Source organism: Mucilaginibacter sp. P1_D10 (assembly GCF_056406215.1).
In genome coordinates, this window is record NZ_JBFUAP010000012.1 from 157,420 (window position 1) to 172,248 (window position 14,829).

The window sequence follows — 14,829 nt, forward strand, 5'->3', positions numbered from 1 at the left end:
CATAAGGTATCCCGAAGGGATACGCATTTACATTCTTCGTCCCTTCGGGACGGCTTATAGGTAGAAACATGTAAACCGTCCATTTTACGTTCCATAGGAACGTTTTATGATATTAAGTATGCAGTAACGATATCGTTTAAACACAGCATTTTGTGGGTTAACTTAAACTTTGAAATGGACCCTGCGGTGGCAGTACATTCGACATAGTATCTTACGGGGCATGTTACTAATAATTCACCCTATACCAATTCGCATCCAATTTTTTAAACCCAGGGCGTTTGCCATCGCTTATCCATTCCTCTATCGATTTCATTTCTCCCGCGTCGTTGGTATAAACAAATGCCGAATAGTGGTCAAGAAACCCCGAATTGATATAAAACGTTACCGATACCGTTTTATCTGTCGGCTTTTCTACAAAAACACCGCCGTCGCTGTTAGATATCGGAGGGAAATCAAATCAAGACGGATGATCGCCCCTAAAATCCCCATTTTTTACACGCTCAACAATAGCATTTCTCGTGCCTCGTCGTAATGCCCAGTCTATATGTTCAACTACATCTTCGCTAAACAATGTTGCTATGCCCAAACTTATACCTACAAAGCAACCAACTCTGATGAATGGCGTATTTGATTCTTTGTGCCGAAGTTTGATGACAAGATAAACGGATAAGGCAAACCCCACTGCCATGTACGGAGGCAGGAATAACATCGCCCGGAAGCCGCTACAATAATAATATATGAGCGGCCCCTGCCACAGGGCCATTAGAAGAATGATACAGGTGATAATGGTTTTGGTTGATTTCATGTCCTAATATACATTTCTGTTCGCTTGAGCGTGCCGTAACTTTTAAAATCTTTGCGCCCTTTGTGCCAATCCACTTGCAAAACCTTTGCGCCCTTTGTGTTTAAAAACCCTTATATTCACCCTTCAAATCCTAATCGCCGCACAATGAAAAAATTACTCATCCTCACCCTTACTATATCTGCCGCTATGGCCGCAAACGCACAGCAAAAATTCGATCCGCCCAAAACAAAAGCCATACCCGTTACCGATACCCTGCACAATGTTATCCTTACCGATAACTACCGTTGGCTGGAAGATAAAAAAGACGCCCAGGTAATCGACTGGACCAAAAAACAGCACGACTACGGCGTAGATTACCTGGCCAAAACGCAAAAAATCCATCCCGACTTAAAGGAGAAGATTGCCGCCTACCTTAATATGGATTACGAAGGCCCGCTAAACAACGTGGGCAAACGCGTTTTCCAGACGGTTAAACTAAAAGGCGATAAGCAGGGCCGCACCTACACCATCCTCAATGGCAAAAAGGTTTTGATATGGGATCCTGTGCTGCTGGATAGCACAGGGAAAACATCAACCAGCGGTATCAATTATACCTATGATGGCGAGCGCGCCGCCATCAGCGCACAAAAAAGTGGTGCCGAGGTAAACACCGTTTACTTTATTGATACCCGCACCGGCAAGCAGATACACCCGCCACTGAACAACGTATTCGGTTTCCAGTGGACCAAAGACCAGCAGCACGCCTACATCACCCTGCGCAGTCAGGAAGACGTGGACAAGCAGGCCCCGCTTAAAACCTACCTGCTAAAAATTGGCGACCCGATAGATAAAGCCGTGTTTATAGGTACCACCAAAGATGCTAAAGACAATTACTTTATTTACGACAACCGCTACAGCGATGTTACTTTCAGCGGTGATGGCGATTTCTACTCCAACAGCTTGAAGATACGCCCAACCGGCAGCCTTAAAGATGGCCGATTGATCTATAGCAGCAAGAAATTCTCTGCCTACCCCGAAGCCATTGGCGATAAACTGTACATGCTCACCAACGATAACGCACCCAATTACCGCCTGATGGTGGCCGATAAAGCCAAACCCGATTACAAATACTGGAAAACGCTTATCCCCGAAGGCAAAACCGTAATAGAGAACTGCGTATTCACCAAAAACAGCATCATCGTACAGGATAAGCACGATTTGGTTAGCCGCCTCACCATTTACGATCTGAATGGCAAAAAGCTGCGCGCCATGCCCCTACCCGAGCAAGGCAGCATTGGCGGCGTAAGTTACGATCGCGACCTGGATTCGGTTTATATATCGCTGGTTACCTTTACCTCCACGCCAAAAACCTACGTGGCATCACCATCTAACTACAAATGGCGCCTGTTTTACCAAAGGCACCTGCCGGTGGATATGAGCAATATAGTTGGCGAAATAAAATTCTTCACCAGTAAAGATGGTAGCCGCGTACCGGCCTTTGTGATACACCGCGAGGATATCAAGATGGATGGTAATAACCCGGTGTTGCTAACCGCCTACGGCGGCTTCCAGGCGGGTATCAAACCTCGGTACTATGGCTTTTACGCGCCATTCGTAAACGCAGGCGGCATTGTGGTAGAGCCTGGCATCCGCGGCGGCGACGAGTTTGGCGAGCAATGGCACCTGGATGGTATGCTGGCCAAAAAGCAAAACAGCTTCGACGATTTTTATGCCTGCGCCGAGTGGCTGGTGCGCGAGAAATACACCAACACCAGCAAAATTGTGGCCCTTGGCGGCAGCAACGGCGGCCTGCTGATGGGCGCCGCCGCCACCCAGCGGCCCGACCTGTTCAAGGCCATCGTATGCGAAGTACCCCTGCTGGATATGCTCCGCTACCACAAATTCCTGATAGCCCGTTACTGGATACCAGAATACGGCGCAGCCGAGAATCCGGAGCAGTTTCAATGGCTGTTGCGCTACTCGCCTTACCACAACATCCGCGAAGGCGTAAACGTGCCGCCCATGCTGGTAACCGCCGGTGCCAACGACACCCGGGTTGACCCCATGAACGCCAAAAAATTCGTAGCCGCCCTACAAAACAACCCCGGCCAGGTAAGCCCCATCATCCTCCACATGGATTTTGACAGCGGCCACGGCAGCGGCCAAAGCACCCAGCAATCCATCGATAACTGGACGTTTATTTTTGAGTATGTGATGAACCAGTTGGGGATGTAGCCCATGCGCCATCTGAGCGATAGCGAAGGATCTATTGACCGCCATGTATAGCCAGGCTGCCTTCCTCTTTGTCATCCTGAGGCACGAAGGATCTAATAGCCACCATACATAGCCGATTTGCTTTGTGTTGATTAGATGCTTCGTGCCTCAGCATGACAAACGGTGTTGTTTTCCTTTCCGAATTTACTTCGGCATCCCATAAGAAGAGTGGCCGGCTTGCAAAGTAATCAAGCGGGCAGAGGGCTCGTCTTATGAGACCTTGAAACACATAATTAAGGCACTTATTCAGATTTATAGTTAAACCCGGCTAAAGTAGCTATGTATATACGATTCACTACGGAATTTGTTAACGAATATGGTGAGAACCATACAGGCTTGTTCAGCGCACTTCGGTTTGTCAGAGAGTCTTCACTTACAAGTGATGAAGATGTAAAAACACTGACCGAATTAAGGGATTGGTTTAATAATAATCTGGATGCTCCCGATAAATTTTCTAATGCCAAAAATAAAAACCCGGAATCTATTTCTTTGTCCTGGTTTAAAGATACGGCCAAAGAACATATCAAAAAAGTGTATGATATCCGTGAAGTATTGTATCACTACGGAATTGTAATAGAGGTTACAACAACAAAAAAAACGGGCTATATAATTTATGATGATGATTATCAGGTTTCTGCCATACCGTTCAAATCGGATAGAAACAAGGTTAAATAGCTACTCTGTTGAGTTATAAATAACAATTGATAAATTAGCCAAACCCACTCTAACGGTGTGGGCGTAAAACGATGAAAAGATTATTTCCGGTTTGTTGTATTTTGTTTGGTTTACTGGCTTGCCGGGACGCAGCCCAAAAGCAAGCTCCTGCAAAAAGGCTTGCTAAAACACAGTTGAGCCATGCTAAGAAAGCCGAAGGCTACGTACCAGACAACCGTGTGCAAATCCCTATCGACACCATTTACCCGGCGTATATTTTAACTACCGGTGCTATTAGCCACCATGATGAAGTTGAGCCCAAGTATGCAAAACGTACATGGATGGGACTTTTTAAATCAGCCAGTGGTTATTATACCAAAGCTACGAATGTGGCCATCACAAAAGCGCACGACGAAATTGTGGATGAAGATGCGTCGGAAAAAACCGGCTGGGAAGTTACCCCTTCTGTTAAAGACAGTGCCATCATCCTCATCTCGGGACCCGACTATATCAAAAGCGGCCCTGTTATCCCGTTTAAACTAAAAAGCCAAATGCTGATGCCCGGTAACTCGGAGCATTTCAGCTATCAAAATATCGATTACACGCTTTATGCCACGGGTAAAAACATGGCCATCAATGATGATTTTTACAATGTAGCAAACTACAAACTTTACCTGAAAGCAACCATTAACGGTGTGGCCTACAACCAGCAATTGGTTTACATATCGGGTTTTGACGATGCTATGGTTACGGTGCGGTTTGTTGGCGATATAGATGGCGACGGCCGTCCTGACATGATTTTTGATACGACCAATCACTACAATGTGGAGCGGCCAACGCTTTACTTGTCTAAACCTGCGACTGGTAAAAACCTGCTTAAGGTTGTTGGGATGCATATCTATGTGGGGTGTTAAGCCCATACAACCACATACCTAATTCCCTTATTTTTGAAGCCCCATCGGGGCTTAATGTCGGTAGCAAATAAATTCATATATCAAATCGTGCCGTTAGGTACGAAACGCGCGATGTTGCGTACCTAACGGCACGCTAGAATATTTGTTATTTGTTTTCTACCGACATTTTGCACCCATGGTGCAACCACTATAAAGATTAACTTAATGACATTGTGGTAGCGCAGGCCCAAAGGGTTTCTTTATTATCAAAATCCCCAAATGAGTTTAATCATCTTAAAAATCTCCTTTTGTCGTATTTCTACCGCTTCTATAGGATAAACCCCTGTTATGGTTGGTTCAATTTTATCGAGTTTTAATTCTCTTGGTAGGTTTCTAAGATCGATACCGTCAATATGCCCGACCAGTAATTCATTCCAAATTAAATTACTTTGGGAATACGTTTGAATTTTCTTCTTATAGGTATCATTCCCACTGCTTATATTTTGGCTATCTTTTAATAACAATAATGATCCATATAAATTTCTTGTGGTATTAAATTTATTTTCGTCAAATACACCACTATCATCTGTAAACAACTTTTTATTCTTTTCGTTATTAGCATAGATATGCTCCAAGTGCATACCGTATCGCTTTCTATTATTTTTATTAAACCTGTCTTCTAGGTCCCTCAAATTTGAATCAGCGTAAGATGGTTTATCCAATTGTATCGATAAATATCTATCTACTCTCATCAGAATATATTTTGTGAAATTTGTCCACCTGTTTCGGATACCTTGAAAGATTTCATACTTATATAACTCATTGATTGATTTGTAAAGCCCCTCGTCAATAAAAGTTTCTCCTTCTAGATATGATATTAACTCTCTATCAAATAAGGAAACCCCTATATTTATATCCTCATTCCTTATGGACGCATTGAGTCTGTAAATAAACAGTTGAAAAGAGCTACTTTCATAAAAATCAAGCAGCCGCAACGTAGTATGAAACTGATCAAATTTTCTGGGGATTTTTGTTAGTTTTTCATCCAAATTAGGGTCGTTATAGATAACGCTGGACATAATAAGCAAGTTTTGCTGATTTTGATCAAGTAACTTATTGAATATCAAGTGCTCATAATCATACGTTGTCCTTATTCTTAAATATAACTCTGCAAAATATTTTATATCTTCCACTACTCGCTGATACAAAATATTTTTGTCTTCAAAGTTTCCGAAATATTTTTGAATAGCTTTATTTCTATATATTTCGTAATGATATTTGTCGGAAAACTTTTCATACTCCGACTCTGAATTTGCGAATTTTGCTCTTAAAAACGTTCTAAAGAATGCATCCAAATCAACTTCGCTTTCGTTACTATTAGTTACTACAGCTTTATAATATTTATCCTGCAAATCAACCCAAACGTTATTTGCATGCTCCTTTTGCTGCCCCTCTAAGTTGCCTATTAGCTTTCCTTTTAAAATTTCGTAAGGCTTAAGTCCCAAGCCACGGTCATTCACAACTTCAAATATCATTGCGACGTTTTTTTGTTTCTCAATCTTAATTTCAACGATTGATAATTTGTCAAGGATATAAGTTGTATAGTACGTCAACTTTACGGGGTCAATCAAATTAGCATCTGACTCTTGCTTCAAAAAAACATCCAAATACTTTGCAATTAGTTGATAGTTTTCGACTATCCTCTGTTGCGTTTCATCGTTGATATCAAATTTCTCATCCTTCAAAATATTATTGAATGCACTTTGTCTATTAGGATTGTATATTTTAAATTTTTCGGCAACGCCAAAATCGTCAGATTCAAAAATTAGATCTTGAAGAATTGTTGGCGAAAATGACTTGTTTGAATATATTGGATTTTCGAATACTTCTTTCGTGAGTTTATAAAGTTTAATTATTACAATCAAAAAGGTAGTAAGTCGCTGCTGACCATCAACTATTGATGTAGCTTCGGTGGTGGTGTGTGTAAGAAAAGTATTTAAAAAGTATGATTCAAATTCCGTTTGTACTTCGGCCTGAATTTCCTTTGCATTTATCTTCGTCCGTTTAGTAAGATTAAATCTTACTTCAACATCGTTTAATAGAGTTTCAATGTTATCCTTTCGCCACTTATATTCCCGTTGGTAAATATCAATATAATAGCTCTTTGGGTTCTTAAATATCGCTCTTAGGGTTTTATCGTTAGGTGTGATTACGCTTTTTATTACGTCTGACATCGTTTAAATGATTTAGGCTTTCGCGGAGCAAGATAACGTAATATTACAACGAAAGAAAATCAAATCCAACCTTTAAAATCCACTTAACATACCTACACTTTCGCCCCCCCCGGCTCCCCTTACTTATACCCCGCCGCCTGCAAATTAAACAGCTCTGCATACCTGCCGCCTTTGGCCAGGAGTTCATCGTGGCTACCAACTTCGGCTATTTCGCCGTTTTGGAGGACGAGGATACGGTCGGCCATGCGAACGGTGGAGAAACGGTGCGATATCAATACGGCCATACGGCCTTTGGTCAGTTCGGCAAATCGCTGGAAAACTTCGTATTCGGCGCGGGCATCCAGTGCAGAGGTTGGCTCGTCCAGTATCAGCAGCTGCGCATCGCGCATATAGGCGCGGGCTATGGCTACCTTTTGCCATTCGCCGCCGGATAGTTCGGCACCATCAAAAAACCGTTTGCCCAGCATTTGTCCGTAGCCGCCGGGCAGTCGTTGCGCCAGTTCATCGGCGAGGCTTTGCCTTGCCGCGGCCTGTATCAGCTTGGTATTATCTTTTTCGGCAATGTTGCCTGCGGCGATGTTTTGCGAAAACGTCATCTGGTAACGCAGGTAATCCTGGAAGATGATACCTGTGTTAAGCCGCAACTCGGTCAGGTCGTATTCCTTCAGATCGTGCCCATCCAGTAGTATGCGGCCTTCGGTTGGGTCGTACAATCGCGAGAGCAGTTTCACCAGCGTGGTTTTGCCTGCACCGTTTTCGCCCACTAAAGCCAGCTTTTCGCCGGGGTATAGCGTAAAGTTTAAATGGCGGTTGGCCCAGCGGTCGGAGTGGATATACCGGAAGCCCACATCCTCAAAAACAAAGCCCTGCATTACCGGGTTGGGGAAGGGCAAAGGCTTGGCGGGCGGATGGATGCGTGGTTTGATCTCGAAGAATTCAAAAAAATCGCGCAGGTAAACAGCGCCTTGCGATACCGCCGTAAACCGCGTGAGGATAGCCTCCAGCAAAGTACGCAGCTGGCGGAACGAGCCCGCAAGGAACGTCAGTTCGCCAATGGTGATGTTGCCGGAAATCGTGCGGGCGATGATAAAAACGTAAGCGCCGTAATACCCCGCGCTGCCCAGCAGGGCAAAAAAAGTGCCCCAGCCGGCGCGCTTGATCACGATGCGGCGGTTATCCCGATAAAACATATCCGACAGCGTTTTGAACCGGCCGATGATGAAAGCCGATAAATCGAACATCTTGATCTCCTTGGCGGTTTCGTCGCTTGCGCCGAGGTAACGCAGGTAATCCAGCTCGCGCCGCTCGGGTGTCTGGCTGCGGCTGAGCGCGTAGGTTTGGTCGTTAAAGTACGATTCGCCCAAAAAGGCGGGCAGGATAGTTACCAGCAGCAACAGGATGAGCCAGGGGTTGAAGGCCATTAAACCTGCGGCTAAAAAGCCCATGGTAATCAGGTCCTGCAGTTGGCTCAGTACCTGCGAGAGCAGTACCGTGCGGCCCACGGTTTGCTGCCGGGCGCGTTCGAGTTTATCGTAAAAAACGGCATCTTCAAATTGGTCGAGGTCCAGCGTTGCTGCATGCTTCATGATTTTTACAGAGGTGTGGTTAGCAAACAGGTCGCCCAGCAAACTATCCATCAACGTAATGCCCCGGCTCAGCATATCAGACAATATCACCAGCCCAAACTCAAGCCCCAGCAGTTCCCATACGCGGGTATGCGGCAGGGTGTTGTGGGCATTGTTCAGCAGAACAACCTGGTCGATGATCAGCTTGCCCACATATAAAATCAACAGCGGCAATGCCGATTTAATGAAACGCAGCAGGATGTTTGCCAGCATCATGCCCGGGCCGGTTTCATAAACCAGCTTAAAAAAAGCCGGCAGATTGTTTAAGGCGGCTAATCGTTCCTTAAGGGTTAATGTGGGTATTTTCTTTATGGGTGGGCGCGGTTTCAAATATCGATGGATTTACTTTCTTAAATTGACGATTATAATGTCATGAATTTAGTGCTCCGCGTATTTTAACATTCCGAAGACAAACCCCTTCCAACACACCTGGAATTTCCTGGAAATCCACAGCTAAAATCAGCGCAAAAGTTGGAAAAAGCTGGACAAGATTTCGTGGCCTGCAAGCATGGTATTTACCTAAAACGGCCAATCCGCGTGAATTTCGCAATTTGACTGCCTGCCGGAAAAAACCATAAAAAACTCCGAAAAACTCGGAAAAACACAGATTTTTTATGGTATTTTGGAGGATTTGGACCCATTCGCAGGTGCAATAAAGCAGGGAGGGTGGCTCTCCCGGTACGGCAAAATTTTCAGGATTTTTTCCGAATTTTTATAAAATAAAAACTGGACAAACACAACCACTCACTACTCTCCACTCACCATTCCCTACCTGGCTATCATCGCCCTTACCTCATCCTCCGTCCCGGTAAAAGGCCCGGCGTTCTCAATCTTCAACCCCGCCATCGCCGATGCGAATTTGCCCGCATCTTCTACGCTGTCGCCTTTTACGCGGCGGTACAGGTAGCCTGCCATATAGGTGTCGCCGCAGCCGGTAGCGTCTACTACTTCGGTGGGTTTGTAGGCGGGTATCTCATAAAACTCCTTATCGTATAAAATTACGGAGCCCTTGCTGCCCAGGGTTACCACTACTTCCTTTACGCCCCACTCGGCTAGTACTTTAGCTCCTTCGCGTATGTCGGCTATGCCGGTGAGCACTTCCAGTTCGTGCTCGTTCACTTTCAAAACGTCGATGTATTGCAGGGCTTCTTTTTTGTCGGCCCAATCGATGGCGTGCACACCTTTGTCGATCACTTCGCGCAGGTAGCCTTGTGCATCGCAGGAAACATTGCCGCGGCTAAACAGGTTTTTGATGAGGTCGGTAGGGATATCATCGGCCAGCAGCGGGCCAAGGTGGAAGATGATGGCTTCGGTATCAGCCAGGTCGGCAACGGTAAAGGCATCGGCTTTTTGCAGTACGCGCTGAGTACGGTTGTCCTGGTTCTTGCCGTAGATGTTCTCAAAATATACGGTATGCTTGCTGGGCAGGGCTTTCACTTCTATGCCTAAATCACGCAGAGCGGTAACGCTTTTCATTTCTGTTTGGGCAAGGGCGGTAACCAGGCTGTACTTCACATCCATGTTGCGCATAGCGTGCGAAAAATAAAAGGCCGTACCGCCGGCCATGTGCATTACGGCGCGTGGGGTTACAACTTTATCGAGGGTGATGTGGCCGATGCAGCAAATATCAAGCATATGGTTTTTTTTATTGAGGGTGTAAAGATAAGCTTGTCAACTATTTGTTACCATACCTTAAAGTAAATGATAAGCCATAATTGCTAAATTGCCGGCATATCTCACAGCTGCCTTATAATGAATTCCATCGCATCCCCAAAAACCAGCGTGCTTTTTGCCTTAATTGCTCTGTTGGCATCAGCGCAAATAAACGTAGTCAAGGCCCAAACAGCCCCTGCGGACGACCCAAACCTGGGCATTATCCCGGCACCGGCATCGTTGAAGAAGACTGCAGGAATTTTCCCGTTTAATGAGTCTACTCAGGTAAAAGTCGATAACCCAAAGGATAAAGCAGTTTTGTTCCTGGATGAATTCTTAAGATATAACCGACGCTATTACAACAAGATATCCAAATACAATCCAAAATCGAAGTCTAAAAGCGGAACAAGGCTGATACTGACCTCTATCGGTGCCAACAAATTACCTGCCGAAGGTTACAAACTTACCATCACCCCAAAAAAGATAACCATCATTGGCAAGGGTGCGGGACTGTTTTATGGCGTGCAAACGCTGCTGCAGTTGTTTGCTACGGAGGTTTCGCCTACGGAAAGATTGCCTTGCGTTGCTATTGAAGACGCACCAAGATTTGGGTATAGGGGCATGATGCTGGATGTATCGCGGCATTTCTTCACCGTATCGCAGGTTAAAGAAGTGATAGAAGTGCTGGCTGCCTATAAACTTAACACCTTCCATTGGCATTTGGTTGATGGGCAGGGCTGGCGCATACAAATCAAGAAATACCCCAAGCTTACCGAGGTTGGCGCTTACCGCCAGCAAACCATGTATGGCAATAACCGCGACTGGCCCGACAGCCTCAGCTATGGCGGTTTCTACACACAGGACGACATCCGCGACGTGGTGAAATTCGCTGCCGATAGATACATCAACGTTATCCCCGAGATTGAGATGCCCGCCCACTCGGATGCCGCCCTGCACGCTTATCCCGAACTGCGCTGCGAACCTGTCGACCCGAAAAACCCTGCCCGCAGCATCAACGGGATCTACTGCCCTACCGAAGCAACTTTTACCTTTTTGCAGGATGTACTTACCGAAGTGATGGCTCTCTTCCCCTCTAAATACATCCATGTGGGTGGCGATGAAGCCAACAAGCAACCATGGAAGGAGTCGGCTTTTGTGCAGGCTTTGATGCAGGAAAAAGGACTGAAGGACGAGAAGGAGGTGCAAAGCTACTTCATCCAGCGGATGGAGAAATTCATCAACAGCAAGGGCCGCATCATGATAGGCTGGGACGAGATACTGGAGGGCGGCCTGGCACCCAATGCCGTGGTAATGAGCTGGCAGGGCGAAGAAGGCGGCATCGCAGCCGCGCGGCAACATCATAACGTAATTATGACGCCGCAAACCACCGGCAACTACTTCGACCATTACCAGAGCGGCTCGCCACAGGAGCCGGTATCCTTCGGCAGGTACGCGGTATTGAAAGAAACTTACGATTACGACCCCGTATCCAAACAACTTACGCCCGATGAGCAGCAATACGTAATGGGTACCCAGGGCAACCTGTGGACAGAGTACGTACCCACTATGGCTAAACTGCAATACCAGATATTCCCGAGGCTATTCGCACTGGCAGAAGTAGCCTGGACCAAACCCGAAAACAAAAACTACGACAACTTTGCCGATGTGCGCCTGGCCAAACATTTCTTCAAGTTGGAGACGATGGGCTATAACTACCGCGTGCCAACGCCATTCGCGGTTATAGATACCATATTATTCGGCAATAAATTTACCTACGAACCCAAATCGGTAGTACCGGGCGCACGCATCTACTACACCCTCAACGGCCGCGACCCGCTGGATACTGATTGGGAATACACCACGCCGGTTACCATCACCATCCCCGCAGGCGAAAAACGAGAGTTTAAGGCCAGGGTAATCACCCCCATCGGCAGGCGCAGCATTGCCACCCGCGTGCTGATGTATAACCGCCCCCTTATACCGGCTACCGTTTACACCAACGGCAAGCCCGGCTTAAAATACAAAATGGTGAGAGGCCGCTTCACCTCGCCCGACCAGCTGGATTACGTGACCTTAACAGATTCTGCAACCACAGATAAACTAAATGCCGAGGCATTGAAGAAAGATAACCCTTACTTCGGTATTGTTTATGATGGCTATGTAGATATCGCCGAAGATGGCGCCTACAACTTCTCGCAGGCATCCTATACCGATACGGAGCTTTTTATCGACGGCGAGAAAATTACCGAAACCGAATACATGCTGCCCTTAGCCAAAGGCCTGCACAAAATTCAAGTAAAATACATCTATCAGGCACCCGTACAAACACCCGGCAGCCGCGCAAGGCAAACGCCGCTGCACATTTACATAATCGAACCGGGCGATGGGAAGAAAGGGGAATTTGAAGCAACGAGTTTGTTTTATTGATATTTAACATCTTGAGGCTGTATAACAAGTCCAAAAAAAGCATTCAAAATAATTTTTGGCTTTTTTGTATCATAGGCTAGGGTGGCGATTTAAACACGGAGGTCACAAAGATAAAAACGCAGAGATTACGGAGGTTTTATTGGGTTTAACCGAACAAAAAGACTCCGTGACCTCTGTGCTAACCTCTGCGGACTCTGTGTTTAAATAGCCGCCAAATTTTTTTGTTGCCTGGATCTGATTTTCACTTATGTTACAGCCTCATCTCACAGGATAGGTTTTCCGGGTGCAAATCGGCCAATAGCGTGGTCACTTTTATGATGGGGTGCTGAAAAAATCAGCATGACGATGATATTTTAAAGTTGAGCGGACTATGCCAATCAACTCAACACCACGCCATTTTTTAAAGCCTCATCGTAGCGCTCCTTATCGAACTTGTACAAATGCGGCGAGCGGTGCGGGCCGATGCTGCGTTTCTCGTCAAGCTTTGTCAGCAGGCCTAAGGCTATCAGTTTTTTGGGGAAATTGCTGATGTCGAGTTTCTTGCCCAGTAGCGTTTCGTATAGGGCGTGTATCTCCGTAAGGGTAAATTTCTCGGGCAGCATATTAAAGCCAATGGGGTAATGGTACAGGTGTATGCGCATGGTATGTAGCGCCTCGCGTACCATCTCGTCGTGGTCAAACTCCAACGGCGGCAGGCTGTCAATATCAAACCACTCGCATTCTATGCTCATCATATCGGGCTGTAAAACGGTGCGCGAAAAATCGGTTATCGAGTAAAAACCTACGGATATGGTTTGGTCTATAAGCCAATTGCTACGATCAACCTTTACGCCTAATATTTCACCCCATTTTTCTTCGTCAAACTCGTCAAATTTAGCCCGGTTGGGGTCGCCAAAGGTTTTAAACTGCTGCAGAAACAGATTATCCACCCCGGTACGCTCCTTTACGTTGCGGGCGGCGGCTTCTACAAGCTTCTCGCTCCGTTTAATGTATCCGCCAGGCAGGCACCAGCCATCCACCGCCTTATGCCGTATCAGCAGCAACTTCAATTGCTGCTCATGATAGCCGAAAATGGCGCAATCCAGCGATACATGCGGTATGTATTCCTTATGTCCGTTCAGTATAAAATCTTCTACCTGCGCTTGTGTTACCATCCGCTAAAATTAACATTCCCTTGATGAAATCGCGCCTAAAAAATTTATTTAGTAAATTTTACTAAATAACAAAATAATGTGCCTACCTTCCACTTGTAAACCAATTACCGTTAAGCCAATCATCATGAAAACTAACCGCAGAGATTTTATCAGGCAAACCGCTATGGGCGCTGCCGGCCTTGGCCTGGCCGCCGCCTTGCCCGAATATTTATACGCCGACACCAGCAAAGACTTGTTTTTCAAGATAGCCGTATCGCAATTCTCTTTTGCCAGCCAGTTTTGGACGGGTAAGCTAAAAGTGCTCGATTTCCCCGCTAAGGCAAAAGAACTGGGCATCACCGGGCTTGATTACTGCTCTATGTTCTTCGCCAATAAGGCAAAGGACGCTACGTTTTTGGCCGATCTAAAACAGCGCGCCGCGGACAACGGCAGCTACAACCTCCGTATCATGATAGATGGCGAGGGCGTACTGGGCGACCTCACTGAAACCGTTCGCCTGAAAGCTGTAGAGAACCACTATAAGTGGATAGATGCCGCAGCAACCCTTGGTTGCCCCATGATACGCGTCAACGTAGAAGGCGATGGTGACCATAAAGATGTAGCCAAAGCAGCCGTAGATAGCCTCGGCCGACTGATTGAGTACGGCAAAAAAAGCAGGATAGACGTTATAGTAGAGAACCACGTGGGTATCTCCTGCAACGGCGCATGGCTGGCTGATGTGATGAAACAGGTTGACAACAAACATTGCGGCGTGCTGGCAGATTTTGGCAACTTCTGCATCAACCGCACCAAACCGGCGACAAACGATATTGCCGGCTACATGGGCACCAAGTGCCTGGAGGAATATGATAAATATAAAGGCATTACCGAGCTAATGCCTTTTGCCAAGGGCGTGCATGCCAAATCGCATTACTTCACCGAAGACGGTAACGACCCCGAAACAGATTTTTACCAGATGTTCAAAATCATCAAAAAATCAGGCTTCAAAGGCTGGGTAAGCATCGAATACGAGGGTGGCTTATTCAAAATGTACACCAAAGATGCCAAATACCCCGACGATTACGCCGGCACAACCGCTACCAAAAACCTGGTAGAAAAAGCGGGCCGGATGGCATAGAAAAAGCGACGACT

General features: G+C 46.1%; 9 protein-coding genes. 5 read left to right on the top strand and 4 right to left on the bottom strand.

Features of this window, described 5'->3' with window-relative positions; genetic code table 11:
* Nucleotides 1-949: 949 nt before the first annotated feature.
* From AC1DYT_RS19430 to AC1DYT_RS19440, 3 genes are all read left to right on the top strand, one after another.
* Nucleotides 950-3,019 carry a prolyl oligopeptidase family serine peptidase gene (locus AC1DYT_RS19430; RefSeq protein ID WP_477471186.1) on the top strand — a complete coding sequence of 690 codons (2,070 nt, stop codon included), beginning with the start codon at nucleotides 950-952 and terminating at the stop codon, nucleotides 3,017-3,019.
* A gap of 318 nt (nucleotides 3,020-3,337) precedes the next feature.
* A complete protein-coding gene (locus tag AC1DYT_RS19435) occupies nucleotides 3,338-3,733 on the top strand; it encodes a hypothetical protein (RefSeq protein ID WP_477471187.1) in 396 nt (131 codons plus the stop codon).
* Nucleotides 3,734-3,804: 71 nt separating this feature from the next.
* Nucleotides 3,805-4,626, top strand: a complete 822-nt coding sequence (locus tag AC1DYT_RS19440; protein WP_477471188.1) for a hypothetical protein — start codon at nucleotides 3,805-3,807, stop codon at nucleotides 4,624-4,626.
* A 245-nt stretch (nucleotides 4,627-4,871) separates the two neighbouring features.
* On the opposite strand, the gene AC1DYT_RS19445 is transcribed toward AC1DYT_RS19440, so the two are convergent.
* The 3 genes from AC1DYT_RS19445 to AC1DYT_RS19455 form a co-directional block, all read right to left on the bottom strand.
* On the bottom strand, nucleotides 4,872-6,839 hold the full coding sequence (locus tag AC1DYT_RS19445; protein WP_477471189.1) for a DUF262 domain-containing protein: 1,968 nt from the start codon (nucleotides 6,837-6,839) through the stop codon (nucleotides 4,872-4,874).
* A gap of 119 nt (nucleotides 6,840-6,958) precedes the next feature.
* Nucleotides 6,959-8,794 (bottom strand): ABC transporter ATP-binding protein, encoded by a 1,836-nt coding sequence (locus AC1DYT_RS19450; protein ID WP_477471190.1) that lies wholly within the window; start codon nucleotides 8,792-8,794, stop codon nucleotides 6,959-6,961.
* A gap of 438 nt (nucleotides 8,795-9,232) precedes the next feature.
* A complete protein-coding gene (locus AC1DYT_RS19455; protein WP_477471191.1) occupies nucleotides 9,233-10,099 on the bottom strand; it encodes a PfkB family carbohydrate kinase in 867 nt (288 codons plus the stop codon).
* Between the two features lie 117 nt (nucleotides 10,100-10,216).
* On the opposite strand from AC1DYT_RS19455, the gene AC1DYT_RS19460 reads away from it, so the two are divergent.
* Nucleotides 10,217-12,544 carry a family 20 glycosylhydrolase gene (locus AC1DYT_RS19460; RefSeq protein WP_477471192.1) on the top strand — a complete coding sequence of 776 codons (2,328 nt, stop codon included), beginning with the start codon at nucleotides 10,217-10,219 and terminating at the stop codon, nucleotides 12,542-12,544.
* A 377-nt stretch (nucleotides 12,545-12,921) separates the two neighbouring features.
* Here the strand turns inward: AC1DYT_RS19460 and AC1DYT_RS19465 are convergent, their stop codons facing one another.
* On the bottom strand, nucleotides 12,922-13,698 hold the full coding sequence (locus tag AC1DYT_RS19465) for an NUDIX hydrolase (RefSeq protein ID WP_477471193.1): 777 nt from the start codon (nucleotides 13,696-13,698) through the stop codon (nucleotides 12,922-12,924).
* Between the two features lie 124 nt (nucleotides 13,699-13,822).
* On the opposite strand from AC1DYT_RS19465, the gene AC1DYT_RS19470 reads away from it, so the two are divergent.
* Complete coding sequence (locus tag AC1DYT_RS19470) at nucleotides 13,823-14,815, top strand: sugar phosphate isomerase/epimerase family protein (RefSeq protein ID WP_477471194.1); 993 nt, start codon at nucleotides 13,823-13,825, stop codon at nucleotides 14,813-14,815.
* The last annotated feature ends 14 nt before the right edge of the window (nucleotides 14,816-14,829 follow it).

Bases quoted from the DNA above. Each gene is read 5' to 3' on its own strand.
- AC1DYT_RS19445 (WP_477471189.1), bottom strand. From the start codon at position 6,839: ATGTCAGACGTAATAAAAAGCGTAATCACACCTAACGATAAAACCCTA.
- AC1DYT_RS19455 (WP_477471191.1), bottom strand. From the start codon at position 10,099: ATGCTTGATATTTGCTGCATCGGCCACATCACCCTCGATAAAGTTGTA.
- AC1DYT_RS19465 (WP_477471193.1), bottom strand. From the start codon at position 13,698: ATGGTAACACAAGCGCAGGTAGAAGATTTTATACTGAACGGACATAAG.
- AC1DYT_RS19435 (WP_477471187.1), top strand. From the start codon at position 3,338: ATGTATATACGATTCACTACGGAATTTGTTAACGAATATGGTGAGAAC.
- AC1DYT_RS19440 (WP_477471188.1), top strand. From the start codon at position 3,805: ATGAAAAGATTATTTCCGGTTTGTTGTATTTTGTTTGGTTTACTGGCT.
- AC1DYT_RS19430 (WP_477471186.1), top strand. From the start codon at position 950: ATGAAAAAATTACTCATCCTCACCCTTACTATATCTGCCGCTATGGCC.
- AC1DYT_RS19470 (WP_477471194.1), top strand. From the start codon at position 13,823: ATGAAAACTAACCGCAGAGATTTTATCAGGCAAACCGCTATGGGCGCT.
- AC1DYT_RS19460 (WP_477471192.1), top strand. From the start codon at position 10,217: ATGAATTCCATCGCATCCCCAAAAACCAGCGTGCTTTTTGCCTTAATT.